At 66.3% G+C, this 25,451-nt stretch carries 17 protein-coding genes; 7 read left to right on the forward strand and 10 right to left on the reverse strand.

All coding sequences use genetic code 11. The features are described 5' to 3' along the window. The first annotated feature begins 327 nt into the window (after positions 1–327). Together J2R80_RS35965 and J2R80_RS35970 are read left to right on the forward strand one after the other, a co-directional pair. Positions 328–1,716, forward strand: coding sequence for a cation-efflux pump (locus J2R80_RS35965; RefSeq protein ID WP_141340895.1), 1,389 nt, complete (start codon positions 328–330; stop codon positions 1,714–1,716). Positions 1,717–1,909: 193 nt separating this feature from the next. Beyond that, a complete protein-coding gene (locus J2R80_RS35970) occupies positions 1,910–4,231 on the forward strand; it encodes a PAS domain-containing sensor histidine kinase (RefSeq protein WP_141340896.1) in 2,322 nt (773 codons plus the stop codon). A 9-nt stretch (positions 4,232–4,240) separates the two neighbouring features. On the opposite strand, the gene mdoH is transcribed toward J2R80_RS35970, so the two are convergent. From mdoH to J2R80_RS35985, 3 genes are all read right to left on the reverse strand, one after another. Further along, entirely contained in the window at positions 4,241–6,361 is a 2,121-nt protein-coding gene (gene mdoH / locus J2R80_RS35975) for a glucans biosynthesis glucosyltransferase MdoH (RefSeq protein WP_141340897.1), read from the reverse strand. Next, positions 6,349–7,815: a glucan biosynthesis protein G gene (locus tag J2R80_RS35980; protein WP_141340898.1), complete on the reverse strand. Its 1,467-nt coding sequence runs from the start codon at positions 7,813–7,815 to the stop codon at positions 6,349–6,351. The genes mdoH and J2R80_RS35980 overlap by 13 nt, the downstream gene beginning before the upstream one ends. 241 nt (positions 7,816–8,056) lie before the next feature. Next, positions 8,057–8,953 (reverse strand): LysR family transcriptional regulator, encoded by an 897-nt coding sequence (locus J2R80_RS35985; protein WP_018270739.1) that lies wholly within the window; start codon positions 8,951–8,953, stop codon positions 8,057–8,059. 256 nt (positions 8,954–9,209) lie between these two features. Here J2R80_RS35985 and J2R80_RS35990 point away from each other — a divergent pair, with 256 nt between their 5' ends. The 5 genes from J2R80_RS35990 to J2R80_RS36010 are packed head-to-tail and all read left to right on the forward strand — an operon-like array spanning position 9,210 to position 15,188. Then, positions 9,210–9,686: a formate dehydrogenase subunit gamma gene (locus J2R80_RS35990; RefSeq protein WP_141340899.1), complete on the forward strand. Its 477-nt coding sequence runs from the start codon at positions 9,210–9,212 to the stop codon at positions 9,684–9,686. Then, complete coding sequence (locus J2R80_RS35995) at positions 9,683–11,251, forward strand: NADH-quinone oxidoreductase subunit NuoF (RefSeq protein WP_141340900.1); 1,569 nt, start codon at positions 9,683–9,685, stop codon at positions 11,249–11,251. The genes J2R80_RS35990 and J2R80_RS35995 overlap by 4 nt, the downstream gene beginning before the upstream one ends. 13 nt (positions 11,252–11,264) lie before the next feature. Beyond that, positions 11,265–14,144: a formate dehydrogenase subunit alpha gene (gene fdhF / locus J2R80_RS36000; protein ID WP_141340901.1), complete on the forward strand. Its 2,880-nt coding sequence runs from the start codon at positions 11,265–11,267 to the stop codon at positions 14,142–14,144. 2 nt (positions 14,145–14,146) lie between these two features. Continuing rightward, positions 14,147–14,983, forward strand: coding sequence for a formate dehydrogenase accessory sulfurtransferase FdhD (gene fdhD / locus J2R80_RS36005; RefSeq protein ID WP_141340902.1), 837 nt, complete (start codon positions 14,147–14,149; stop codon positions 14,981–14,983). Further along, complete coding sequence (locus J2R80_RS36010) at positions 14,967–15,188, forward strand: formate dehydrogenase subunit delta (protein WP_028331549.1); 222 nt, start codon at positions 14,967–14,969, stop codon at positions 15,186–15,188. Before fdhD ends, J2R80_RS36010 begins: the two co-directional genes overlap by 17 nt. Positions 15,189–15,337: 149 nt before the next feature. Here J2R80_RS36010 and J2R80_RS36015 read toward each other — a convergent pair whose 3' ends face one another. The 7 genes from J2R80_RS36015 to ccmE form a co-directional block, all read right to left on the reverse strand. Beyond that, the gene (locus J2R80_RS36015; RefSeq protein WP_253640260.1) at positions 15,338–18,295 is read right to left on the reverse strand and encodes a bifunctional [glutamine synthetase] adenylyltransferase/[glutamine synthetase]-adenylyl-L-tyrosine phosphorylase; all 2,958 of its coding nucleotides are present in this window, start codon (positions 18,293–18,295) and stop codon (positions 15,338–15,340) included. Then, on the reverse strand, positions 18,292–19,746 hold the full coding sequence (locus tag J2R80_RS36020; protein ID WP_057020254.1) for an ATP-binding protein: 1,455 nt from the start codon (positions 19,744–19,746) through the stop codon (positions 18,292–18,294). Before J2R80_RS36020 ends, J2R80_RS36015 begins: the two co-directional genes overlap by 4 nt. Beyond that, positions 19,730–20,410, reverse strand: coding sequence for a response regulator transcription factor (locus tag J2R80_RS36025; protein WP_028331552.1), 681 nt, complete (start codon positions 20,408–20,410; stop codon positions 19,730–19,732). The genes J2R80_RS36020 and J2R80_RS36025 overlap by 17 nt, the downstream gene beginning before the upstream one ends. Positions 20,411–20,675: 265 nt before the next feature. Continuing rightward, on the reverse strand, positions 20,676–22,262 hold the full coding sequence (locus tag J2R80_RS36030; RefSeq protein WP_057020253.1) for a Do family serine endopeptidase: 1,587 nt from the start codon (positions 22,260–22,262) through the stop codon (positions 20,676–20,678). Between the two features lie 172 nt (positions 22,263–22,434). Beyond that, positions 22,435–22,941 carry a cytochrome c-type biogenesis protein gene (locus J2R80_RS36035; protein ID WP_141340771.1) on the reverse strand — a complete coding sequence of 169 codons (507 nt, stop codon included), beginning with the start codon at positions 22,939–22,941 and terminating at the stop codon, positions 22,435–22,437. Further along, positions 22,941–24,923, reverse strand: coding sequence for a heme lyase CcmF/NrfE family subunit (locus J2R80_RS36040; RefSeq protein WP_141340772.1), 1,983 nt, complete (start codon positions 24,921–24,923; stop codon positions 22,941–22,943). The genes J2R80_RS36035 and J2R80_RS36040 overlap by 1 nt, the downstream gene beginning before the upstream one ends. Further along, positions 24,920–25,417, reverse strand: coding sequence for a cytochrome c maturation protein CcmE (gene ccmE / locus J2R80_RS36045; RefSeq protein WP_141340773.1), 498 nt, complete (start codon positions 25,415–25,417; stop codon positions 24,920–24,922). The genes J2R80_RS36040 and ccmE overlap by 4 nt, the downstream gene beginning before the upstream one ends. Positions 25,418–25,451: the final 34 nt, after the last annotated feature.

Raw genomic sequence — 25,451 nt, forward strand, 5'->3', positions numbered from 1 at the left:
TTCCCTGCGCCCTCTTGTGTCGTGGCGAAACGATTTTGCAAAGCTCGGGCGAAACGCGCCGCGAGAACGCAGATGTTCGGTTGACACGTCGCGCAACACATCCAGCGTCGTCCTGGCGGAAAGCCAGGACCCATTACCCCGAATGCGAGTCATGACGCGATGCGGTTGCCACAGCTCACTTCAACCACACAAGCCTGTGGTTGTGGATTCTGGCTTCCGCCGGGACGACCGCGTGATTTTGGCAAAATCCTGCAATTGCAACTGAGTGGCGATTGCGTTTCATCAACGACACTTGATGTTCACCAACTCCCTGCTAAACCGCCGCCCATGAGCTCTTCCAGCACCAGCGCACCCTCCGCCAAGACATCGGTCGCCGCGATCTCGATCCTCGCCAGCGGCAGCATGGCGGTGGCGAAGTTCGTGGTCGGCATCGCGATCGGATCGCTGGCGCTGATCTCGGAGGCGCTGCACTCGTCGATCGACCTGGTCGCCACCATCATCACCTGGGCGGTGGTGCGGGTGTCGGACCAGCCGGCCGACGCCGAGCATCATTACGGACACGGCAAGTTCGAGAGCGTCTCGGCGCTCGGCATCATCGCCCTGCTCTATGTGCTGGCCGGCGGCATCCTGGTCCAGGCCTACAGCCATCTGCGCGAGGGCGCGCCGCCGCCGTCGATCTCGGCCATTCCCTTTGTCGTTCTGGTCATCGATATCGGCGTCAATCTGTGGCGGGCCCGCGCGCTGCACCGCGCCGCGCGCGACACCAAGAGCCAGGCGCTGGCCGCCGATGCGCTGCATTTCGCCTCCGACGTGATGGGCTCGACCGCCGTCATCGTCGGCCTGGTGCTCGCCGGCTTCGGCTTCTGGTGGGGCGATGCCGCAGCGGCGATCGCGGTCGCGGTGATGATCGCCCTGCTCGGCCTGCGCATGGCGCGGGAGACGGTCGAGACCCTGCTCGACCGCGCGCCCGAAGGCGCGCTGGAGAAGGCCACCGCCGCCATCAAGGCCGTGCCGGGGGTGGTCGATGTCGACCGGTTGCGCGTCCGCATGGTCGGCGCGACGCATTTCATCGATGCCATCGCCAAGGTGCCGCGCACCTACCCGATCGACCGCGTCGAGGACATCAAGCGCCGGGCGCAGGCGGCGCTGACCAAGACGTTCGGCGACGCCGACCTCACCTTCACCGCGGTGCCGGTGGCGCGCGACAATGAGAGCGTGCGCGAGCGCATCATGGTGATCGCGCGCAATTCCGGCCTCGCCATCCACCACGTCACGGTGCACGACATCGGCGGCAAGCTGATCGTCGGCATCGACCTCGAGGTCGACAGCGACATGGCGCTCGACGCGGCGCACGACATCGCCCACGGGCTCGAGCGCGCGATCCGCGAGGATTTCGGCGAGGACGTCGAGGTCGACACCCATATCGAGCCGCTCGAGCCGGAACTGCCGTGGGGAACCGACGCCGCGCCGGACCGCGTCGAAGCCATCAAGGCGGCGCTGACCGGCTTTGCCGATGGCGGCGCGATCCATGACATCCACAATGTGCGGGTCCGCAACACCGACGCCGGCGAGGTCGTCAACTTCCATTGCCGCGCGCAGCCTTCGATGAGTGTGATCAAGGTGCACGAAAGCGTCGACGAGATCGAACGCAAACTGCGTCGTGCGTTCCCCACCGTGAAGCGTGTGATCAGTCACGCAGAGCCGACGCGCGCGTAATTCTACGGAGCCGTTCCCGTTTCGGACTCGCTTTGCGCCGCATGATTCTTCCCGGGACAAGAATTTTTTCGCATTAACGAATCGTTGACTCTCGACAGTCCCGGAAATCTGGATTCAAATGATCATGATTCGGATGCATCGTGGGGAGCATCCGAACCGGGTAAAAAATCAGCTTAGAGCGGGGGTCTCAGGCATGGCGCGCGCGCATGCAGCGAACGCGTGCGTCCAATCCGATTCGATCAAGGGATTGGCGCAGTCGATCGCGAAACCGGCCTATCACAGGCTCCTGACGGCCGAGCCTGCACTGCGCCGCGCTGTCCCTACGCTCATCATCGCCTTCCTCATCACGATCTGCCTCGGCGCCTTCGTCCAGGTGATCGACCAGAACCGGCAGAAGCGCGGCGCGATGAAGCGCGACCTTGCTGCACTGTCCGACATCCTCGCCGAACGTCTCGATCGCCTGACCTCGGTGCGGCGCGACCGGCTCGCCAGCATCGAGCGGATGCAGGAACTGCTGCCGGACCTGATCCCGTCCTGGGGCATCGCCTATGGCCGCCACGTCATCATCACCAGCGCCGATCACCGCGTGCTGGCGCGCGTGCCGGTCGACGGCGCCGGCGAGAACGACCGCATCCTCGACATCGTCTCCACCGCGCAGCTGCTCGTCGCGCCCGGCCAGCAGGGCACGGTCAGCGACATGACACTGCCCGGCGGCACCGGCGCGCTGGCGATCTCGCAGCTCGTCAAGTCGCTGCCCGGCCAGGTCGTCGTCATCCAGGAGATGAACGAGCCAATCTGGGGATCGGACGCGGCGCTCTCGGTGACGCTGTCGGCGACCACGAGCTTCGTGGTGCTGATCCTCGGCTTCGCGTTCCACTGGCAATCGACCCGCGCCCGCGAGGGCGACCTGATCAACGACGCCGTGCGCGGCCGCATCGACACCGCGCTCAACCGCGGCCGCTGCGGATTGTGGGACTGGGACCTGTCGCGCGGTAGGATCTTCTGGTCGCAGTCGATGTTCACGCTGCTCGGCCTCGACACCCGCAACGACCTCCTCACCTTCGGCGAGGTCAACGCGCTGGTGAATTCGGACGATATCAACCTGTTCGACATCGCCGACCAGCTGATCTCGGGAAAGATCGATCACATCGACCAGAGCTTCCGCATGCGCCATGTCGGCGGCCACTGGATCTGGCTGCGCGTGCGCTGCGAGCTCAGCCACGCCGCCGCCGACGGCGGCCTGCACCTGATCGGCATCGCGGTCGACATCACCGAGCAGAAGAGCCTCGCCGAGAAGTCGGTGGAAGCCGATCTCAGGCTGCGCGACGCGATCGAGACCATTCCGGAAGCCTTCGTGCTATGGGACGCCGACGATCGTCTCGTGCTCTGCAACTCGCACTTCCAGCGGCTGCACAAGCTACCCGATTCCGCCGTCAGCCCCGGCACCTCCTACGAGACCGTGATCGAGGTCGGCAGCATGCCGGAAGTGCGCACCCGCCTGCACGAGAGCGGCGTGCCGGCGCCCGGCGCCCGCACCTTCGAGGCCCAGCTCGACGACGGCAGCTGGCTGCACATCAGCGAGCGCCGCACCAAGGACGGCGGCTACGTCTCGGTCGGCACCGACATCACCCGCATCAAGGCGCACGAGCAGAAGCTGGTCGACAACGACCTGCGCCTGCGCGCCACGGTGATCGACCTGCAGCGCTCGCAATCCGAGCTGGAGCGGCAGGCCGTCGAGCTTGCCGACCTCGCCGAAAAATATTCGCAGGAAAAGACTCGCGCCGAGGACGCCAACGCCGCGAAGTCGAAATTCCTCGCCAATATGAGCCATGAGCTGCGCACCCCGCTCAACGCCATCATCGGCTTCTCCGAGATCATGGGCAGCGGCCTGTTCGGCACGCTCGGCTCGGACAAATACGCGGAGTACTGCCACGACATCCTGACGTCGGGGAAATACCTGCTCGAGGTCATCAACGACATCCTCGACATGTCGAAGATCGAGGCCGGCCGCATGAAGTTCGACATGGAGCCGCTCGATCTCTCCGGCATCCTCGCGGAGTCGCTGCGCGTGGTCTCCGGCCGGGCCGAGCACAAGGGACTGTCGCTGGAGTCGGATATCGAAAGCACGATCTCGGTCGTCGCCGACCGCCGCGCGGTCAAGCAGATCATCGTCAACCTGCTCTCCAATGCAGTGAAATTCACGCCCGACCACGGCCGCGTGCTGGTGCGCGGCCAGATGCTGGATGACTCGATCGTGCTCCTGATCGCCGACAGCGGCATCGGCATCGCGCCGGAATCGCTGCGCCGGCTCGGCAAGCCGTTCGAGCAGGTCGAGAGCCAGCTCACCAAGAGCTACCAGGGCTCCGGTCTCGGACTTGCGATCGCGCGCTCGCTCACCAATTTGCACGGCGGCTCGATGCGGCTGCGCTCCAAGCTCGGCGTCGGCACCGTCGTCCGCGTCACGCTGCCGCGCGATCCGCGGTCCCTGCAGACGAAGCTGCCGGAAGCGGCCTGACGCCCCCCACTACTTCGCAAGCACCCCTTCCAGCAGCGCGGAATCACCGAGCACGGCCAACGTCTCGCGAGGCGTGAGATGGCGGACCGCCTGGTCGAAGCTGTCGCTTGCCTCGATCCGCGCACGCGCCACCGCGAGATGAAGATCGATCTCGCCCGGACCGCCGCGCCGCGCCGGCGGCAGCGACGAGAGATGGCGCTGCAACAGCCCGGAATCCTGCCGCAACGTCGCGAGCGCAGGGGCCGATGCGTGTGCCGGCGACGCCGCCAGCTCATTGGCGCGGACCAGCACGCGTGGCGGCTTAGCTTCCTCCGGCGTCACGAACAGCGCGTGCATCGCCGGCCGGGCGGTCCAGGCGCCGATCGGAATCGCAAACAGCAGGCCAACGATCACCGGCGACATCCACAGCAACAGCGGCAGCGACACCGCCCAGGCGCTTATCGCCATCGCGACACCGCAGGCGGTGGGAACGCCATACTTCCGATACAACTCCCGCCGCTCGACCGCGCCGTCGTCGCGCCGCTGCGTCTGCCAGCCGGCGTCCCGGCCGAGCAGGATCTCGACGACGGCGATCGACTGGAACACCATCATGACCGGCGCGATCATCGCCGAGATCAGCACCTCGGCGAGCACGCCCGTCAGCGCCCGGAACCCGCCGCCGAATTGCCGGCGCGTATCCGAGCGCGTCAGCAACAGGATGAAGCCGAGCAGCTTCGGCACGATCAGCAGCGCCATGGTGAGGCCAAATACCCAGGCGGCGAGCACCGGGTCCTGCGCCGGCCAGTTCGGGAACAGCGAAAAACCCTTCGGAAAATATTCGGGCCGAATGAAGCGCGCCTGCAACGAGATCAGGATTCCGAGCAGCAAGAACGACAGCCAGAGTGGCGCGGTGATGTAGGAGCCGATCCCGGTCATGAAATGCAGCCGCGAGATCCAATGCAACCGGCGCGTCCTCAGCACGGCGAGATGCTGCAGATTGCCCTGGCACCAGCGGCGGTCGCGCGCGGCAAAATCCAATAGCGACGGCGGCACCTCCTCAAAACTGCCGCCGAGCATCGGGGCCATGTAGATGCCCCAGCCGGCGCGCCGCATCAGCGCCGCCTCGACGAAGTCGTGGCTCAGGATATGTCCGCCGAACGGCTTGCGTCCGGAGAGCTCGGGCAGCCCCGCCTGCTCCGCAAATGCCTCGATCCTGATGATGGCATTGTGCCCCCAGTAATTGCCCTCGGAGCCGTGCCACCACGCGACACCGGCCGCGACCATCGGCCCGTAGAGCCGGCCGGCAAACTGCTGCAGGCGGCTGAACAGGCTGCGCGCATTGACGATGACCGGCAGCGTCTGCAGCAGCGCCGCCTGCGGATTGGTCTCCATGGCGTGCGCCATCCGCACCATGGTGTCGCCCGACATCAGGCTGTCGGCGTCGAGCACGATCATGAACCGATAGGCGCCGCCGAACCGCGTGATCCACTCGCCGACATTGCCGGACTTCCGCGCCGTATTGTCGGCGCGATGCCGGTAGAACAGCCGTTGCGCGCCGCAGGCCTCGCACAATTCGAGAAACGCCCTCTCCTCGGCGATCCAGATATCGGGATCGCGGGTGTCGCTGAGCACGAACCAGTCGAAGCTGTCGCCCTGCCCGGTCGCCTCGACGGACTCGTAGATGGCGCGCAGGCGCGCCATCAATTGATGCGGATTCTCGTTGTAGGTCGGGAGCAGGACCGCGGTCCGGCTCGCGAGCTGCGGCAAGGGACCGTCGTCGCGGATCGGCAAGGCGTTGCCGTTGCGGCGAAGCAGAGCGAAGAAGCCGGCGAGCGCCGAAGCGAACGAAAACGCGATCCAGGCGAGCAGCGCGACGAACAGCACCAGCACCATGCCTTCCATGATCGTCACGCCGCCGACCTGGACCACCATGTACATCTCGTAGGCGCCGGCACCGGTCAGCGCCGCCGTCAGCATCAGGACGAACGCGCGGCGCATCAACATGCCCGCGCCGACCGACACCGGCGTGCTCACCGCATGCGGCGGCCGGCCGAGATCGGCCGCCGACATCGCAAGCGGGCTCTCTTGTGGCAGGAAGCCGTCGGCCGCCGCGGCGACGTCGGACTGAGGCGACGTGACTATGGCGCCCATCGATAGACCCAGATCTCGGAGAGCGGCTTGTCATCCTGCGCCAGATGCGCACGCAGCTCGACCGGGTCCTTCTTGACGGCACATTGGAAGCTGAGCCGCCATCCGCCGGTATTCGGATTTGGCTGCGTGACGACATTCGTGATCTCGGACTTCTCGGCCGTCACGACGCCCTTGACGCTGCCGGGATCGATCCCCTTCAGATTGTCACCGAACAGGTCGAGCACGAACAGCTTGCTGTTCTCGCCATGCGCGCCGATGCCGCTGCGCGTGAAGCGCGCGAGCGAATGCGGCTTCGGCGCATCCGGCCCCCAATGCAGGCGATAGGTGAAATTGGTCTCGCTCTTGGCCTTGAGCGGCGCCTTCGGCCGCCAGAACGCGGCGATGTTGTCGTGGATCTCTTCCTTGGTCGGGATCTCGAACAGGATGACCGCGCCCTCGCCCCAGTCGCCGATCGGCTCGACCCACAAGCTCGGACGCTTCTCGAAGCGCGATTCGATGTCCTGATAGGCGAAGAAATTCTTCTCGCGCTGCATCAGACCGAAGCCATGCGGATTGACGTCCTGGAACGTGCTGATCTGGAGGTCGCGCGGATTGCTCAGCGGGCGCCACAGGCTCTCGCCCTTGCCGTTGTAGATCGCAAGCCCGTCCGAATCGTGCACCGACGGCCTGAAGTCGTCGACCTCGTTGCGATCGTTGGGCCCGAAGAAGAACATGCTCGTCATCGGCGCAAGGCCCACGTGCTCGAGATCGGCACGCGGATAGAGCGATGCCTCGACATCGAACACCGTGGTCGCTCCAGGCCTGATCGTGAAGCGGTAGCTTGCCGCGCAGCTCTTGCTGTCGAGCAAGGCGTGAATGACCAGCGAGGTCGCGTTGGGCACGGGACGCTCGAGCCAGAACGCCTTGAAGAACGGAAACTCCTCGCCCTTGGCTTCGCCGGTATCGATCGACAGGCCGCGCGCCGACAGGCCGTAGGTCTCGTCCTTGGCGACCGCGCGGAAATAGCTCGCGCCGAGGAAGACGCAGACCTCGTCATAGTAGTTCGGCTTGTTGATCGGCGCGTGGATGCGAAATCCGGCAAAGCCGAGATCGGTCTCGGTGAAGTCAGGTACGGTCTCGCCGAACGTGAACATGTCCTTGCTGTACTTGACTTCGCTGACCTTGCCGTCGGCGACCTCGAAGATCTTGACCTTGTTCTTGTAGAAGAAGCCGCGGTGGAAGAACTGCGCCTCGAACGGCAGCTTCGCGCCGCGCCACAGCGCGCGCTCGGGCGTGAAGCGGATCGAGCGGTACTGGTCGTAGTTGAGGTCCGTCAGGCCGTTCGGCAACTTCTCGTCCGGCGCCTCGAACGACTTGCCGGCGAGATTGCGCGCAAGCTCCCTGACCATGCCTGGGTTGAAGGGTGCGTCCGTCGCGCTCGCTGCGGCGGCGGCCTGGCGCTGTGGCAAGAACATGAGTGTCGGCAATACGGCCGATCCGTGGAGTAACTGGCGACGATTCAAAGCAGCTCCTGCTCGCTGATCGGGACGCCGCAATGCAACCGCCGAGCCGGCGCTGAGTTCCATCTTTGCTGCGAGCAAGCGAAGATTGTTCGCGGCTGAACACCAGGACTTGCTTCAACGCAACCACACAACGCGTGGTCGGTTGCTGCTGTGCCGGAACCGTGGCGGAAAGGCTACGAAGGAATGCCGAGAGCTACGCGCTCTCGAGCGTCGGCGCGACCTCGCGTGCGACCTGCACCAAGGCTGCGATCAGCGGCGTCATCGGATCGCGCTGCGGGATCACGAGGCCGATGCTGTAGTCCACGACCGGATCGACGATCGGAATGCTGCGCACCGCATCCGCAAGGCCGAGCGTCTCGGCGAGCTTGGCCGGCATCACGCTGGCCCAGCGGCCGGTCTTCACGTGGGTGTAGAGCACGAGCAGTGAGTTCGACGTCAGCGTCGGCGTCGCCTCCGCGCCGACCGAGGTCAGCGCGCGATCGATGATGCGGCGGTTCTGCATGTCGGGCGTGAGCAGACAGAGCGGCACGGTGCCGACTTCCTTCCACGTCACCTGCTTGCGGTCGCCGAACATCGCATCCGGCGCCGTCAGCAAGCGATAGCTCTCGTTATAGAGCGGGATGGTGCGGACCTTGCCGATCGGCTCGTTCTCGATATAGGTCAGCCCGGCATCGACCTCGAGATTCTCGAGCAGGCCGAGCACGTCGGCCGACGTGCACGACTGGATGCGGAACCGCACATCGGGATGGCGCGCCCGGAACGGCGTGGTCAGCGAGGCCACCATGCCGAGCGCGGTCGGGATCGCCGCGATCCGGATCTCGCCCGACAGCTTGTCCTTGAGGCTGTTGATCTCCTGCTTCATCGCGCGCGCATCGCCGACGATGCGCCGCGCCCAGTCCAGCGTCCGCTCCCCTTCCGGCGTGAAGCCCTGGAAGCGGGATCCGCGCTGCACCAGCATGACGCCGAGGATTTCCTCGAGCTGCTTGAGACTGGTCGACATCGTCGGCTGGGTGACGCCGCACGCCTCCGCAGCCCGGCCAAAGTGCCGTTCCTTGGCCAGCGCCAGCAGAAGTTCCAGCTTGTCGATCAAGGTTCAAATCCCTTCGGAAAACGGCGCCCCAAGCGGCAGCCCAACACGTCCATAGGTAGCACGATCGGGGTGCGATCCCGAAATCCAAAGCGCCCCGGAAGTGCGCGATTCCAGAACATTATTACGATCCCGCATCGATCCATTCGACAGCGCTATTAATCGCGTTTCGCAATCGCCGCATGAGACAGCTTTATTGATGTTTCGAAGGATTCCAACTCTCATGTGCGAAGCAAAAAACTGATCGTGAGAAGCGCTGATGACGGTGGGATACGAACCTTGGGACAAGGCGCGCGGCGCTGAAATCATCGCCGAGCACGCCGGGCTCGAAGGCGCCACGCTGGTGATCCTGCACGCGCTGCAGGAGGCCTTCGGCTACGTGCCGGAGCCTGCGATCCCGATGGTGGCGGAGGCGCTCAACCTGTCGCGCGCCGAGGTGCACGGCGTGTTCACCTTCTACCATGATTTCCGGAAGCAACCTGCGGGCCGCCACGTCCTCAAGCTGTGCCGCGCCGAGGCCTGCCAGGCCGCCGGCGGTGATGCGCTCGCGGCGCGCGCGGAAGCCAAGCTCGGCGTTGCCCTGGGCAATACCACGGAGGATGACCGCGTGACGCTGGAGCCGATCTACTGCCTCGGGCTGTGCGCCACCGCGCCCTCGGCGATGCTGGATGGCCGCGTGGTCGGCCGGCTCGACGAAGCGCGGATCGACGCGCTGGTCGCGGAGGCACAGCGATGACAATGCGGATCTTCATTCCCCGCGACGCCGGTGCGGTTGCCGTCGGCGCCGACGACGTCGCCCTCGCCTTCGAGCAGGCCGCAGCAGCGCGCGGCATGCCGATCGAGATCGTCAGGACCGGTTCGCGCGGGCTGTACTGGCTGGAGCCGCTGGTCGAACTGGCGACCGCCCAGGGTCGCGTCGCGTTCGGCCCGGTGACGCCGGCGGACGTTCCACCCCTGCTCGACGCGATGGCCGGCAACGGTCAGCACGCGCTGCGGCTTGGGGTCACGGACGAGATTCCCTGGCTGAAGCGCCAGACCCGGCTGACCTTCGCCCGCTGCGGCGTGATCGATCCGCGCTCGGTCGACGATTACCGCGCCCATGGCGGCTACAAGGGCCTGGAGCGGGCGCTGACGCTGACCTCCGACCAGATCCTCGCCGACGTCACGACGTCCGGTCTGCGCGGCCGCGGCGGCGCCGGCTTCCCCACCGGCATCAAGTGGAAGACCGTGGCGCAGGCCAGCGCTGATCGCAAATACATCGTCTGCAACGCAGACGAAGGCGACAGCGGCACCTTCGCCGACCGCATGATCATGGAAGGCGACCCCTTCGTCGTGATCGAGGGCATGACGATCGCAGGTATCACGGTAGGCGCCACCAAGGGCTACATCTACATCCGCTCGGAATATCCGCACGCGGTCGAAGCGATGAACGCGGCGATCGTGGTCGCCCGCCGCGCCGGCTTGCTCGGCAAGCGCATCGGCGGCTCCGCCCATGAGTTCGATCTCGAGGTGCGGGTCGGCGCCGGCGCTTATGTCTGCGGCGAAGAGACCTCGTTGCTGGAAAGCCTCGAGGGCCGCCGCGGCATCGTGCGGGCCAAGCCGCCGCTGCCGGCGCATAAGGGCCTGTTCGGCCGCCCGAGCGTGATCAACAACGTGCTGTCGTTCGCGGCGATTCCCTTCATCCTCGACAACGGCGCCAAGGCCTACGCCGATTTCGGCATGGGCCGCTCGCGCGGCACGATGCCGATCCAGCTCGCCGGCAACATCAGATATGGCGGGCTGTTCGAGACCGCCTTCGGCGTCACGCTCGGCGAACTCGTCGACGAGATCGGCGGCGGCACCTTCACCGGGCGCGAGGTGCGCGCGGTTCAAGTCGGCGGCCCGCTCGGGGCCTACTTCCCGCGCGCGCTGTTCGACACGCCGTTCGACTATGAAGCGTTCGCCGCGCGCGACGGCCTGATCGGCCATGGCGGGATCGTGGTGTTCGACGACAGCGTCGACATGGCGAAGCAGGCCCGCTTTGCGATGGAATTCTGCGCGGTCGAATCCTGCGGCAAGTGCACGCCGTGCCGGATCGGCTCGACCCGCGGCGTCGAGACCATCAACAAGATCATCAATGGCGAGCGCGTGGCGGAAAACCTCGCTGTTGTCGAAGACCTCTGCAACACCATGAAATTCGGCTCGCTGTGCGCACTCGGCGGCTTCACGCCCTACCCCGTGATGAGCGCACTGAAACACTTCCGGGAAGATTTCGGCGGAGATCTAGGTCCCGCACCGGCCCGGCTGCAGGCCGCGGAATAGCAAGGAAATCACGATGTCGCTGATCCAGGAAACCGATTTCGGCACGCCCAAATCCAAATCCGAGACGATGGTCACGCTGACCATCGACGGCAATCAGATCACGGTGCCCGAAGGCACCTCGATCATGCGCGCGGCGATGGAAGCCGGCACCCAGATTCCAAAGCTCTGCGCGACCGACATGGTCGACGCCTTCGGCTCCTGCCGGCTCTGCCTCGTCGAGATCGAGGGCCGCGCCGGCACGCCGGCCTCCTGCACGACGCCGGTCATGCCCGGCCTCGTCGTGCACACCCAGAGCGAGCGGCTGAAGAAGCTGCGCAAGGGCGTGATGGAGCTCTACATCTCCGACCACCCGCTGGACTGCCTGACCTGCGCCGCGAACGGCGACTGCGAATTGCAGGACATGGCGGGTGCCGTCGGCCTGCGCGACGTGCGCTACGGCTATGAAGGCGAGAACCACGTCTTCGCCAAATCGCACGGCTGCGAAAACGACAACTGGATGCCGAAGGACGAGTCCAATCCGTACTTCACCTACGATCCCTCGAAGTGCATCGTCTGCTCGCGCTGCGTCCGCGCCTGCGAGGAAGTGCAAGGCACCTTCGCGCTGACGATCTCCGGCCGCGGCTTCGACAGCCGCGTCTCGCCCGGCATGAACGAAAGCTTCCTCGGCTCGGAATGCGTGTCCTGCGGCGCCTGCGTGCAGGCCTGCCCGACCGCGACGCTGACCGAGAAATCCGTGATCGAGATCGGCCAGCCCGAACACTCGGTCGTCACCACCTGTGCCTATTGCGGCGTGGGCTGCGCCTTCAAGGCCGAGATGCGCGGCGAGGAAGTGGTACGCATGGTGCCGTGGAAGGACGGCAAGGCCAATCGCGGCCATTCCTGCGTCAAGGGCCGCTTCGCCTGGGGTTACACCACCCACAAGGAGCGCATCCTGAAGCCGATGATCCGCGAGCGGATCGAGGATCCCTGGCAGGAAGTGTCGTGGGACGATGCGCTGAATTTCGCCGCCGCGAAGTTCAAGGGCATCCAGCAGAAATACGGCCGCGACGCGGTCGGCGGCATCACCTCGTCACGCTGCACCAATGAAGAAACCTATCTGGTGCAGAAGCTGATCCGCGCCGGCTTCGGCAACAACAATGTCGACACCTGCGCCCGCGTCTGCCATTCGCCGACCGGCTACGGCCTGTCGCAAACCTTCGGGACTTCGGCCGGCACGCAGGATTTCGATTCGGTGGAGGACACCGACGTCGTGCTGATCATCGGCGCCAATCCGGCGTCCGCCCATCCGGTGTTCGCCTCGCGGCTGAAGAAGCGGCTGCGCCAGGGCGCCAGGCTGATCGTGATCGATCCGCGCCGCACCGAGATGGTGGAATCGCCGCACGTGAAGGCGCTGCATCTGCCGCTGATGCCCGGCACCAACGTCGCCGTGCTCACCGCGCTCGCCCATGTCATCGTCACCGAAGGGCTCGTCGATGAGACCTTCGTGCGCGAGCGCTGCGACTGGAGCGAGTTCCAGGATTGGGCGGCTTTCGTCGCCGATTCCAAGCACAGCCCGGAAGCCACCGCGATCATGACCGGCGTCGATCCGAAGGCGCTGCGCGAGGCGGCACGAATCTATGCCACCGGCGGCAACGGCGCGATCTATTACGGGCTCGGCGTCACCGAGCACAGCCAGGGCTCGACCACGGTGATTGCGATCGCCAACCTCGCGATGGCGACCGGCAATATCGGCCGGCCCGGCGTCGGCGTGAATCCGCTGCGCGGCCAGAACAACGTGCAGGGCTCCTGCGACATGGGCTCGTTCCCGCACGAGCTGCCGGGCTACCGCCACATCGCCGGCGATGCGGTGCGCGAGCAGTTCGAGGCGATGTGGAACGTCAAGCTCAACAACGAGCCGGGCCTGCGCATCCCGAACATGTTCGACGCCGCCATCGAAGGCAGCTTCATGGGTCTCTACGTGCAGGGCGAGGACATCCTGCAGTCCGACCCCAACACCAAGCATGTGGTGGCGGCGCTGTCGGCGATGGAATGCGTCATCATCCACGATCTCTTCCTGAACGAGACCGCGAACTACGCCCATGTCTTCCTGCCCGGCTCGACCTTCCTCGAGAAGGACGGCACCTTCACCAATGCCGAACGCCGCATCCAGCGCGTCCGCAAGGTGATGACGCCGCTCAACGGCTACGCCGACTGGGAAGTGACGATCATGCTCGGCAAGGCGATGGGCTTCGAGATGAACTACACCCATCCATCCGAGATCATGGACGAGATCGCCGCGCTGACGCCGACCTTCGCGGGCGTCTCCTATGCCAGGCTCGACGAGCTCGGCTCGGTGCAGTGGCCCTGCAACGAAAAGGCGCCGGAAGGCACCCCGGTGATGCATATCGGCGGCTTCGTGCGCGGCAAGGGCAAGTTCATCCTCACCGAATATATCGCGACCGACGAACGCACCGGCCCGCGCTACCCGCTGCTGCTCACCACCGGCCGCATCCTCAGCCAGTACAATGTCGGCGCGCAGACCCGCCGCACCGAGAACGTGGTGTGGCACGCCGAGGACCGGCTGGAGATCCATCCGCACGACGCCGAGCAGCGCGGCGTGCGCGACGGCGACTGGGTGCGGCTGGCGAGCCGCGCCGGCGAGACCACGCTGCGCGCCGAGATCACCGACCGCGTGGCGCCGGGCGTTGTCTACACCACGTTCCACCACCCTGACACCCAGGCCAACGTCATCACGACTGATTTCTCGGACTGGGCCACCAACTGTCCCGAGTACAAGGTCACCGCAGTGCAGATCTCGCCGTCGAACGGTCCGTCCGACTGGCAGAAGGCCTATGACGAGCAGGCTCGCCACTCCCGCCGCATCGCCGCGCCGGTGGTGGAAGCCGCGGAATAGCGATGCGCGAGCCCGTCTATCAGGCGAACCGGAAGGTCTGGCGCAACGGCGTCTTCAGCGACGGCGCGCGCCTGATCCCGGAGGAGACGCCGCTCGCGCTGACCTATAATGGCGGCACCTACGCCGTGATGATGGGCTCGCCCGAGGACCTCGGCGATTTCGCCGTGGGCTTCAGCCTGAGCGAAGGCATCGTGCAAGCGGCCGACGAGATCGAGACCCTCGACATCGTCGAGCTCGATGACGGCATCGAGCTTCGGATGTGGCTCAGGCCTGACAGGGCCGAGCGGATCGCCGAGCGACGGCGCAACATCGCCGGACCGACCGGCTGCGGCCTGTGCGGACTCGATTCCATCAGCGAGGCAGTCCGGCCGGCCGCGGTGGTACGCGCCGGCCGCGCCTTCTCGCCGCGCGAGATCATGGCGGCGATGGCGGCGGTGGCGCCGCTGCAGGAGATCAACCACCAGACCCGCGCCGTGCACGCCGCGGCGTTCTGGACGGGCGCGCGCGGCATCGTGGCGCTGCGCGAGGATGTCGGCCGCCACAATGCGCTCGACAAGCTCGCCGGCGCGCTGGCCCGCGACAAGGTCATGGCCGGCGAAGGCATGGTGCTGCTCACCAGCCGCGTTTCGGTCGAAATGGTTCAGAAGACCGCCGCGATCGGCGCGCCGCTGATCGCTGCGGTGTCGGCGCCGACCGCGCTTGCGGTGCGGATGGCGGATGCCGCCGGCATCACGCTCGCCGCGATCGCTCGCGCCGATGGATTTGAAATCTTTACGCATCCGGAACGCGTCACAGGCGCGATGGCCGGCAAGGAGCCCGCTTATGTCGTCGTCGCCTGACAAACTGGTCTATATGGCGAACCAGATCGGAAAATTCTTCCAGAGCCAGGGGCGCGATCGCGCCGTGCAGGGCATTTCCGAGCACATCTGGAAGTTCTGGGATCCGCGGATGCGCAAGCAGATCTTCGCCCATCTCGACGCCGGCGGCACCGGCCTCGATCCCGACGTCCGCGATGCCTTGCAGAAGTTGAAGCAGCAGGCGTAGCGAACTGCAAACCCCACACTGTTTCTCACCGTCACCCTGAGGTGCGAGCGGAGCGAGCCTCGAAGGGTCGACGGCCCGACTGTGGCCGTGCATCCTTCGAGACGCGCTACGCGCTCCTCAGGATGACGGGATTGAGATCGTAGCTTCCCCTACCCCACGATCGTGTTGAAGACGCGGCGCACCTCGCTTTGGGTCTCGCGCAGGCGGGCTTCCAGCGCGGAGAAGTCCGGCGTGTCCCCGGCCCGCGCCATTACGCGCAGCAGGTCTTCGCCCGCGGTCTCCGGATTGAACTTGCCGGTGACGCAGAGCCGCAGGATCTGCGTCAGGTCATGATAGAGCCGCGCCGCCGAGCGCAGGATCTCCGCCTCGGACTGGCCGAGCAGGCCGAGCTTGGCGGCATTGTCGAGCACCTGCAGCGTGGAGACGCTGAGGATTTCCGGCTTCACCGCGGCATGCGCGAGCTGGAGATATTGCGCGATGAAATCGATGTCGACGAGCCCGCCGGCGGCGAGCTTGAGATCCCAGACGTCGTCCTCGCCCTTCTCCAGCGCGATCGCGCGCCGCATGTCGGCAACGTCGGCCGCGGTCGACGCCGCATCGCGCGGCCGGGTCAGCACGCTGCGGATGATCGCTTCGATCTTCTCGCGGAATTCCGGCGACGACGAGATCACGCGGGCGCGCGTCAGCGCCATGTGCTCCCAGGTCCACGCCTCGCGCTCCTGGTAGTCGGAGAACGAATCGATCCGCGAGGCGACCGGGCCGGCGCGCCCCGACGGGCGCAGCCGCATGTCGACCTCATAGAGCACGCCGTAATTGGTCCGGGTCGTGAAGGCGCTGATCAGGCGCTGGGTGAAGCGGGCAAAATACTGCGCGCCATGCAGCGAGCGCTCGCCGTCGGAGTCCGGCGCCTCGCTATCGAAATCGTACAGCAGGATCAAATCGAGGTCGGAGGACGCCGTCATCTCGCGGCTGCCGAGCCGCCCCATCGCGACGATCGCGGTCTCCTGCCCATTGATCCGGCCATATTGCGCGGCGAACTGGTCGGTGACGAGGCCGTGCACGGTGTGGACGATCCCCTCGGCCACATCGGCAAAGGCGGTGCTGGCGTGCTGCGCCGATACCGTGCCGGACAGGATCCGCGTGCCGATCAGGAACAGGCTCTCCTGGCCGAACAATCTCAGACGATCGAGAAAATCCTCGTAGGACGACGCATCCTGCAGCGTGGCGGCCAGCCGCTCCGACAGTTCCTTCTTGTCCGGCATCGCGCCGAAGAAGCGCGGATCGACCAGGCCGTCCATGATCTGCGGCTGCCGCGCCAGCATGTCGCCGAGCCGCGGTGCCGCGCCGAGGATCAGCGCCACCAGCGCGACGAAGTCGCGGTTCTGGCTGAGCAGCGAGATCAGCCGGCCGCCCCGCTGCAGCGCGCCGAGGAAACGGTCGAACGCCGCCACCGCATCGTCCGGCTCCTCGGCATGCGCGAGGCCGTCGATCAGGCCGGGAATGAATTCCAGGAACGCGGCGCGCGTCGCCTCGACGCGCAGCGCGCGATAGTCGCCCTCGATCCATTGCTGCACGGTGCCGGCAACCGCAATGGGCTTCTTGAAGCCGAGATTGGCGAGATGTTCGATCAGGCGGGCGTCGTCAGGTCCGGCGCCGTAGTCGATATCCGGCAGCTTTGCGGTGCCGGTCGGATCGTCGCCCTCGAACAGCTTGCCATAGTGGCTCTGCACGATCTTGAGCTGGCCGAGCAGGTCTCTGGCGAAGGCCTCGCGATTTTCGTAGCCGAAGAAATGCGCAAAGCGCTCGACATCCTCAGGCGCTTCGGGCAGCGAATGGGTCTGCTCGTCGGCGATCATCTGCAGCCGGTGCTCGACCCGGCGCAGGAATTCATAGGCCGTCGTCAATTCGTCGCGCGCTTCAAAGGTGATCCAGTTGCTGTTGGCGAGCACGTTGAGCGCCTCCAGCGTCGGCCGCACCCGCAACTCCGGATGGCGGCCGCCAGCGATCAGCTGCTGGGTCTGGGCGAAGAACTCGATCTCGCGGATGCCGCCGCGGCCAACCTTGACGTTATGGCCCTCGACCGAGATCTCGCTCTGGCCGCGATAGGTCTGCATCTGCCGCTTCATGTCGTGGACATCGGCAAGCGCGGCAAAATCCAGATGCTTGCGCCAGACAAAGGGCGCGAGCTCGGCGATCAGCGCCTCGCCGGCCTTGGGATCGCCGGCGCAGGGCCGCGCCTTGATCATCGCAGCACGCTCCCAGGTGCGTCCCTCGCGTTCGTAATAATGCAACGCCGCGTCGGTCGAGATCGCGACCTGGGTCGAGGCCGGGTCCGGACGCAGCCTGAGATCGACCCGGAACACATAGCCGTCGCCCGAGCGCTGCTGTAGCATCCGCGCCATCGCCTGGGTGACGCGCACGAAGAACGGCTGCGGCTCAATGTCCTCGGCGAGCGAGGTGGCCGCGCGATCGAAGAACACGATCAGGTCGATGTCGCTGGAATAGTTCAGCTCGCCGGCCCCCATCTTGCCCATCGCGAGCACGATCAGGCCCGAACCTGCTTCGGGGTGATCGGGATCGGCCGCGGTCATCCGGCCGCGGGCCACTTCCTGCCGGAACAGATATCGCAGCGCCGATTGCACCGAATTCACCGCGACGTCGGTCAGCGCCGCCGTCACCCGCATCACCGGCCAGATGCCGCCGATGTCGCACAGCGCGATCATCAGCGCGGCCTCCGCCTTCATGCGGCGAAGCGGAACCATCACGTCGGCCTCGCTGCCGGCGGCGAGCACCTCGCGCGACGTCGTCTCGATCAGGTTGGCCAGATGCGACTCCGGGTCGCATGACAGGATCCGGATCAGCCGCGCGGCGTCGGCACGCGCGAGCTCGAACAGGTAGGGCGAGAACTCGGCGATGCCGCGCAGGATGTCGCGTGCGAACGGATGTTCAAGCAGCGCATTGAGCGCGGCCAATTGCGCCGGCTCGAGCTCGGCGAACCAGTCGGTCAGGCGCTGATCGGCGGATGTGGGCGCGGCGACACGCGGTCCGTCCGCGAACCGCGCGGCCAGACCATGTCGATCCGCGTTTCCCGGCGCGGCGGCATTCATGCCGCCTTCTGTGGCACATCCTGCGTTTGAGCCGCAAGCCTGTCACTGCCGCCCGCCCGCGCGGGCAGCACCAGGGTGGCGACCAGCCCCGGATGGGCATCGCCGAGCCTGAGCTCGCCGCCATGAAGCGTGGCGACCGCCGAGGCCAAGCTGAGGCCGAGACCGGAACCGGGTAAGGTCCGGCTCGCCTCGAGCCGGACGAAGCGCTCGACCGCGTGCTTGCGGTCGGCCTCGGGAATGCCCGGACCGTGGTCGGTGACGCTGAGCAGGACCTGGTCGCCCTCGCGCCGCGCCTCGATCAGGATCTCCCGCGCATCCGCATTGAGCGGCTGCACGCTGACGTCGGGCTTGCCGTATTTGATGGCATTCTCGACCAAGTTGGCGACCGCCTGGCTGATCAATTCGCGGTTGCCGTGAATCGGCGCCGGCACGGTCTTCACCTGCAGCGTCATGCCGTCGTCCTCGGCCAGCGGCTCGTACAGTTCGTGGATGCCGTTGGCGACATCGGCACCGTCGAAATCGTCCATGTTGCCGCGCGCCTGGCCGGACTCGGCACGCGCAATCATCAACAGGGCGTTGAAGGTGCGGATCAGCCCGTCGGATTCCTCGATGGTCCGCTCCAGCGCCGCGCGATAGTCGGCCTCGCAGCCCGACCGCGCCAGCGCCTCCTCGGCGCGGTTGCGCAGCCGCGTCAGCGGCGTCTTGAGGTCATGGGCGATGTTGTCGGAGACCTCCTTCAGCCCCGTCATCAGCGCCTCGATGCGCTCGAGCATGGCATTGAGATTTTCCGCCAGGCGATCGAGCTCGTCGCCGCTGCGGCCGACCGGCAGCCGGCCGGACAGATCGCCCGCCATGATGCGCTTGGTGGTGCCGGTCATGGCGTCGATCCGGTGCAGCACGCGGCGGGCGACGAAGATGCCGCCGCCAATGCCGAGCACGACGACGACGAGGATCGACCATTGCGCGGCCTTGGCGACGATGCCGAACAGCCGCCGCCGCTCCTCGAGGTCGCGCCCGACCAGCAGGCGGAAGCCGTTCTCCATCTCGGTGACCTTCACGAGCGCGCGGTGATCGGTCTTGTCCTGGTCGTCGAGCCGGCGATAGGCGGTCTCGGTCCAGCCCTGCACGCTCATCACGCCCGGTGCCAGCGCGCCGACATTGCCGGCGAGCATCTGCCCGTTCGGCGCCGTCACCAGATAGAGGTTGGCACCCGGCCGCAGCGCACGATTGCCCATGGTGCCCAGCAGGCCGCGCAGGCCGCGGCGGTTGTAGATGTCGGTGATCTCGCTGATCTCGACGTTGACCGTCGTCGTGATCTGCTCGGTGATCAGCCGCCGCGTGTTCCAGGCGAAGTAAGCCAGCAGCGAGGCGGCGAACAGCGCGAACAGGAACAGGTAGACCAGCGTCAGCCGAAACGCCGTGGTCCGGATCAGTTTACCGAATGCCGTCACGGATCATATACCCCGCACCGCGGATGGTATGCAGCAGCGGCCGTTCAAAACCCTTATCGATCTTGGAGCGCAGCCGCGAGATGTGGACGTCGATGACGTTGGTCTGCGGATCGAAATGATAATCCCAGACATTCTCGAGCAGCATGGTGCGTGTCACCACCTGCCCGGCATGCTTCATGAGATATTCGAGCAGGCGGAACTCGCGCGGCTGCAAGGTCAGCTCGTCCTTGCCGCGGGCGACGCGATGGGAAAGCCGATCGAGCTCGAGGTCGCCGACCCGGTAGGTCGTCTCCTCGGCCGGGCCGACATTGCGCCGCGACAGCACCTCGACGCGCGCGAGCAGCTCGGCGAAGGAATAGGGTTTCGGCAGGTAGTCGTCGCCGCCGGCGCGCAGGCCCTTGATGCGGTCATCGACCTGGCCGAGCGCCGAGAGAATCAGGACCGGCGTCCGGTTGCCCTTGTCGCGCAGGCTGCCGATCAGCGACAGGCCGTCACGCTTCGGCAGCATGCGATCCACAACCAGCACGTCGTAGTCGCCGGACTCGGCCATCGACAGCCCTTCCTCGCCATCGGAGGCGAGATCGGCGATATAGCCGACTTCGCGGAATGCCTTGACCAGATAGTCGGCTGACTCACGGTCGTCTTCGATGATCAGGATGCGCATTTGCGGAGCGATTGCGGTCACGGGAATTGGCCCTCTGTCAGCATGACGCGGCCGGCCTGCACATGCAAGACGACCGCGCATATTCTCGATTGCTTGAAAAAAGTGGGCGGTGAAGCTGGGGGACCTCACCGCCCTGAGACCTTCCGACAGAGGGGGGCATATTCCATCGAAAGGCAACGTAGGGAGCGAGCAAGGGGCCCGCCCCCCGGAAAGCGCCGTCGGCGGGGGCGACTGATGCCGGCGACGCCTTCCAACTCATAGATAGTTATCCCTTCGCCAGCGGCACTGCCACAAAGCGCGACGAACCGCCGCTCTTCACGCGCATGAGAACGCTGTTCTTGCTGTCATTGCGCGCCGCGGTGATCGCATCCCGCACTTCACCGGCGGTGCCGACGGACTTGCCGGCGACCTCGAGGATCACGTCGCCTTCCTTGAAGCCCCGCTCAGCGGCAGCACTCTTGGGATCGACTTCGGTCACGACCACGCCATCCTTGCCGGCGCCGGCCACGCTGTTGGCTGGCGCGACGGTGAGGCCGAGCTTCGGCACGTCGGTGCCGCGGGACGAATTGCCCTTGTCGCTCTTGTCGGTGTCAGCCTTGGCCTCCAGGTTGTTCGGCAGCTGGCCGAGCGTGAGGTTGACGGTCTTGTCCTGACCCTTGTGCAGTACGTTCAGCTTCACGGCGTTGCCGGGCGCGAGGCCACCGATGGTGCGGGCGAGTTCGCGCGCATCCTTCACCGGCTCGCCATTGACGGCGGTGATGACGTCACCGGATTCGATGCCGGCCTTGGCCGCCGGGCCGTTGGCCTGCGGTTCGGCAACCAGCGCGCCTTCGGCCTTCTTCATGCCGAGGCTGTCGGCGATGTCGGAGGTCACCGGCTGGATCTGGACGCCGATCCAGCCACGGCTGACCGCGCCCTTGTCCTTCAGCTGGGCGACGACGCTCTTGACGGTCTGGGCCGGGATCGAGAACGCGATGCCGACGCTGCCGCCGGACGGCGAGTAGATCGCCGTGTTGACGCCCATCACCTCACCGGACACGTCGAACGCCGGGCCACCCGAATTGCCCTTGTTCACGGGCGCATCGATCTGGATGAAATCGTCATACGGGCCGTTGCCGATGTCGCGGCCGGAGGCCGAGACGATGCCCGCGGTCACGGTGCCGCCGAGGCCGAACGGATTGCCGACCGCCAGCACCCAGTCGCCGATGCGCGGCTTGGTTTCGGAAAGCTTGGCAAACTGGAAGTTGGAGCCGCCCTCGACCTTGATCAGCGCGAGGTCGGTGCGCGGATCGGTGCCGATCACCTTGGCGGAATAGGTCTTGCCGTCGTCGGTGGTGACTTCGACCTTGTCGGCGCCGTCGACGACGTGATTGTTGGTCACGGCAAAGCCGTCAGCCGAGATGAAGAAGCCGGAACCCTGGCCCGTCACCACGCCACCGCCGCGCGGTCCACCGCGCAGGCCCGGGGGCAAGCCATCCGGACCGCCGAAGCGGCGGAAGAAGCGCTCCATCGGCGAACCCGGCTGGAACGGCGAATCGTCATTGTTGTTGCTGTCATCCTTCGCGACCTTCTCGCGAATGTTGACCTTGACCGAGATCACCGACGGTTTCACGCGCTCGACGATGTCGGCAAATCCGACCGGCTGCTGAACCTTCTTGACCTCGTTATTGACCTGCGCATGCGCGGGCGTCGTGAACAGGTCGGCGGGGTTGTGCGAGGGGCTGAAGCCGTAGGTGGCGGCACCGAGGCCGGCCACGACCGACGCCATCAGCGCGAGTTTGCGGGCAGAGAACAGCGAGCGCTTCGGCGCCTTGTAGGACGGAAGGGTCGAGAGGTCGGGACGGTCGGTCATGTCTTGAAATCTCCAGGGGCCAGAATCATTGGTGCCGGGGGCGAGCACCTGATGGGTCTGAACATGGGGTCATCAGCCTTACGGCGCGCTGGCTGCGGAATTAAACTTTTGTAATCGAGGCGGCCGCCGCTGCGGCAGAATAGCGCAGGTAAATAAAGGACTTAAAAGGGAACTAAAGCGGCTTGTCCGGCGCGGATTCCGCCGCCAGCAGGCGTTCCAGCCGCGCCTGCTCGTCGGACGTCAGTCCAGGGGCGGAATCGCCCCCGCCGGCGGCCGGATTTGCCTTGCGCCGGCCGAGCCGCCAGAGCGCCAAGCCGCCCAGCAGAAGCGCCAGCGGCGGGGTCAGCCACAGCAGCAGCGTGTGCTCGTTGAGGCGCGGCTTCAGCAGCACGAATTCGCCGTAGCGGGCGACCAGGAAATCGATCACCTGGGCGTCGCTGTCGCCGGCCGAGATGCGTTCACGCACCAAGAGACGGAGATCGCGCGCCAGCGGCGCCTCCGAATCGTCGATCGACTGGTTCTGGCAGACCATGCAGCGCAGCTCCTTGGAGAGCTCGCGCGCCCTCGCCTCCTTGGCCGGGTCCGCCATGACCTCGTCGGGCAGCACCGCCCGGGCGGGCATCGCGCCGAGCATCAGGGCCGTCGCAAGCACGGCGGCTGCAAGCGCGCGCGACCGCATCACTCGGCCGCCTGCAATGCACGCGCCGCTTTCGCCGGCTTCGGCGCGCCGACCCGCAAGCGGCGGTCGGACAGCGACAGCAGACCACCGAACGCCATCAGCACCGGGCCCCACCAGATCATCAGCACCAGCGGCTTGTGATAGATGCGCACCGCGATCGCGCCGTCGGCCGAGGTATCGCCGAGCGAGATGTAGAGCTGGCTGGCGCCGCGCGTCATCAGCGCGGCCTCGGTCGTCGAGGCGCCGCGCGTCGTGAAGTTGCGCTTCGACGGCGTCATCACGCTGACCTTCTCGCCGTCACGCGTCACGGTGAATTGCGCGACCATCTCGCGGAAATTCGGACCCTGCCGCGGGTTCAGGCCGTCGAGCCGCAACTGGTAGCCCGCGACGCGAGCGACGTCGTCCGGCTTCATCGCGCCGATATATTCGCTGTTCCAGGTGGTCTCGCAGACGATCCCGATCAGCGCGACGCCGAGACCGGCATGCGCGAAGGCGGTGCCCCAGGTCGCGCGCGGCAAGCCGCGCGCACGGCGCAACGAGAGCGACAGCGGAATCCGGAACAGCGCGATGCGCTCGGCGAGATCGCACAGCGCGCCCATGATCACGAACACCGCCAGCCCGATCGCGAGCGGCGCCAAGGTCGCGCCGCCATAGGTCCACGCCAGCACCAGCGCCATCGCAACCAGCGCGACGATGCCGGCCACCATCAGCCGCTGCGCTGCGCCGAGCAGATCGCCGCGCTTCCAGGCCAGCAGCGGCCCGAACGGCACCGCGAGCAGCAGCGGCACGAACAGCGGCGCGAAGGTGAAATTGAAGAACGGCGCGCCGACCGAGATCTTCACGCCGGTCAGCACCTCGAGCGCCAGCGGATACAGCGTGCCGATGAACACGGTCGCGCAGGCGGTGGTGAGCAGCAGATTGTTGAGCACCAGCGCGCCTTCGCGCGAGATCGGCGCGAACAGCCCGCCCTGCTTCAGCGCCGGCGCACGCCAGGCATACAGCGACAGGCTGCCGCCGATGAAGACGAACAGGATCAGCAGGATGAACACGCCGCGTGTCGGATCGGTGGCGAACGCGTGGACCGAGGTCAGCACGCCGGAGCGCACCAGGAAGGTGCCGAGCAACGACAGCGAGAAAGTCAGGATCGACAGCAGGACGGTCCAGACCTTCAGCGCGTTGCGCTTCTCCATCACCAGCGCCGAATGCAGCAGCGCGGTGCCGGCAAGCCACGGCATCAGCGATGCGTTCTCGACCGGATCCCAGAACCACCAGCCGCCCCAGCCGAGCTCGTAATAGGCCCAGTAGGAGCCCATCGCGATGCCGAGCGTCAGGAAGATCCAAGCCATCAGCGTCCACGGCCGCACCCAGCGCGCCCAGGCGGCGTCGATCCGTCCCTCGAGCAGCGCCGCCACCGCGAACGAGAACGAGATCGAGAAGCCGACATAACCGAGATAGAGCATCGGCGGATGCACCGCGAGGCCGATATCCTGCAGCACCGGATTGAGGTCGCGTCCCTCCAGCGGCGGATTGGCGATGCGCAGGAACGGGTTCGAGGTGATCAGGATGAACAGATAGAACGCGCTGGCGACCCAGGCCTGCACCGCCAGCACATGCGCGCGCAGCGACAGCGGCAGATTGTTGCCGAAGGCCGCGACGAGGCCGCCGAACAGCGCCAGGATCGACACCCACAGCAGCATCGATCCTTCATGGTTTCCCCACACGCCGGTGATCTTGTAGAGCAGCGGCTTCAGCGAATGCGAATTCTCGTAGACATTGGCGACCGAGAAATCCGAGGTGACGTGCAGCGTCACCAGCGCCGCGAACGACGCTGCGACGAACAGCAACTGGGCGAGCGCGGTCGAACGCGCGACGTTCATCAGCGCCGCATCGCGCCAGCGCGCGCCGACGATCGGCACGATGGACTGGATCAGCGCCAGCCCGAGCGCGAGCACCAGGGCGTAATGTCCACTTTCGGCAATCACCGCACGGCTCCCTGGGTCGGCGCCGCGGAGGCGCTCGGCGTATTGCCTGATTTGGCACCGTAATCGTCCTTCCAGTGCCCCTGCTTCTTCAGGGCGTCGGCGACGTCCTTCGGCATGTAGGTCTCGTCATGCTTGGCGAGCACGGTGTCAGCACGGAACACGCCGCCCGCGTCGAGCGCGCCTTCGGCGACGACGCCCTGCCCCTCTCGGAACAGATCCGGCAGGATGCCCTTGTAGGCGACCGGCAGCGTCGCGCCGCCGTCGCCGACGGTGAAGGTCACGGCGAGATTGTCGCCGCGCTTGAGCGAGCCCTGCTCCACCAGGCCGCCGAGCCGGAAACGCTTGCCCGGACCGAGATGCTTTTCGGCGACCATCGACGGCGTCGAGAAGAACACGATGGAATCGCGCAGCGCGTTCAGCACCAGGCCCGCGGCGATCGCGAGCACGACGAGCGCGCAGCCGATCAGTGTCAAACGCCGTTGCTTCCTGGTCATGTTCCATCCTTGCGCATGACATCCTCCGAAAACC

Source organism: Bradyrhizobium sp. USDA 4541 (assembly GCF_024171085.1).
Classification (GTDB): domain Bacteria; phylum Pseudomonadota; class Alphaproteobacteria; order Rhizobiales; family Xanthobacteraceae; genus Bradyrhizobium; species Bradyrhizobium australafricanum.

Excerpts from the sequence above, each read along its gene's own strand:
- J2R80_RS35995 (WP_141340900.1), top strand. The coding sequence starts at position 9,683 with ATGACAATGCGGATCTTCATTCCCCGCGACGCCGGTGCGGTTGCCGTC.
- J2R80_RS36010 (WP_028331549.1), top strand. The coding sequence starts at position 14,967 with ATGTCGTCGTCGCCTGACAAACTGGTCTATATGGCGAACCAGATCGGA.
- J2R80_RS35965 (WP_141340895.1), top strand. The coding sequence starts at position 328 with ATGAGCTCTTCCAGCACCAGCGCACCCTCCGCCAAGACATCGGTCGCC.
- J2R80_RS35980 (WP_141340898.1), bottom strand. The coding sequence starts at position 7,815 with ATGTTCTTGCCACAGCGCCAGGCCGCCGCCGCAGCGAGCGCGACGGAC.
- fdhD (WP_141340902.1), top strand. The coding sequence starts at position 14,147 with ATGCGCGAGCCCGTCTATCAGGCGAACCGGAAGGTCTGGCGCAACGGC.
- ccmE (WP_141340773.1), bottom strand. The coding sequence starts at position 25,417 with ATGACCAGGAAGCAACGGCGTTTGACACTGATCGGCTGCGCGCTCGTC.
- J2R80_RS36015 (WP_253640260.1), bottom strand. The coding sequence starts at position 18,295 with ATGAATGCCGCCGCGCCGGGAAACGCGGATCGACATGGTCTGGCCGCG.
- J2R80_RS36030 (WP_057020253.1), bottom strand. The coding sequence starts at position 22,262 with ATGACCGACCGTCCCGACCTCTCGACCCTTCCGTCCTACAAGGCGCCG.
- J2R80_RS35970 (WP_141340896.1), top strand. The coding sequence starts at position 1,910 with ATGGCGCGCGCGCATGCAGCGAACGCGTGCGTCCAATCCGATTCGATC.
- J2R80_RS35990 (WP_141340899.1), top strand. The coding sequence starts at position 9,210 with ATGACGGTGGGATACGAACCTTGGGACAAGGCGCGCGGCGCTGAAATC.
- J2R80_RS36035 (WP_141340771.1), bottom strand. The coding sequence starts at position 22,941 with ATGCGGTCGCGCGCGCTTGCAGCCGCCGTGCTTGCGACGGCCCTGATG.
- mdoH (WP_141340897.1), bottom strand. The coding sequence starts at position 6,361 with ATGGGCGCCATAGTCACGTCGCCTCAGTCCGACGTCGCCGCGGCGGCC.
- fdhF (WP_141340901.1), top strand. The coding sequence starts at position 11,265 with ATGTCGCTGATCCAGGAAACCGATTTCGGCACGCCCAAATCCAAATCC.
- J2R80_RS36025 (WP_028331552.1), bottom strand. The coding sequence starts at position 20,410 with ATGCGCATCCTGATCATCGAAGACGACCGTGAGTCAGCCGACTATCTG.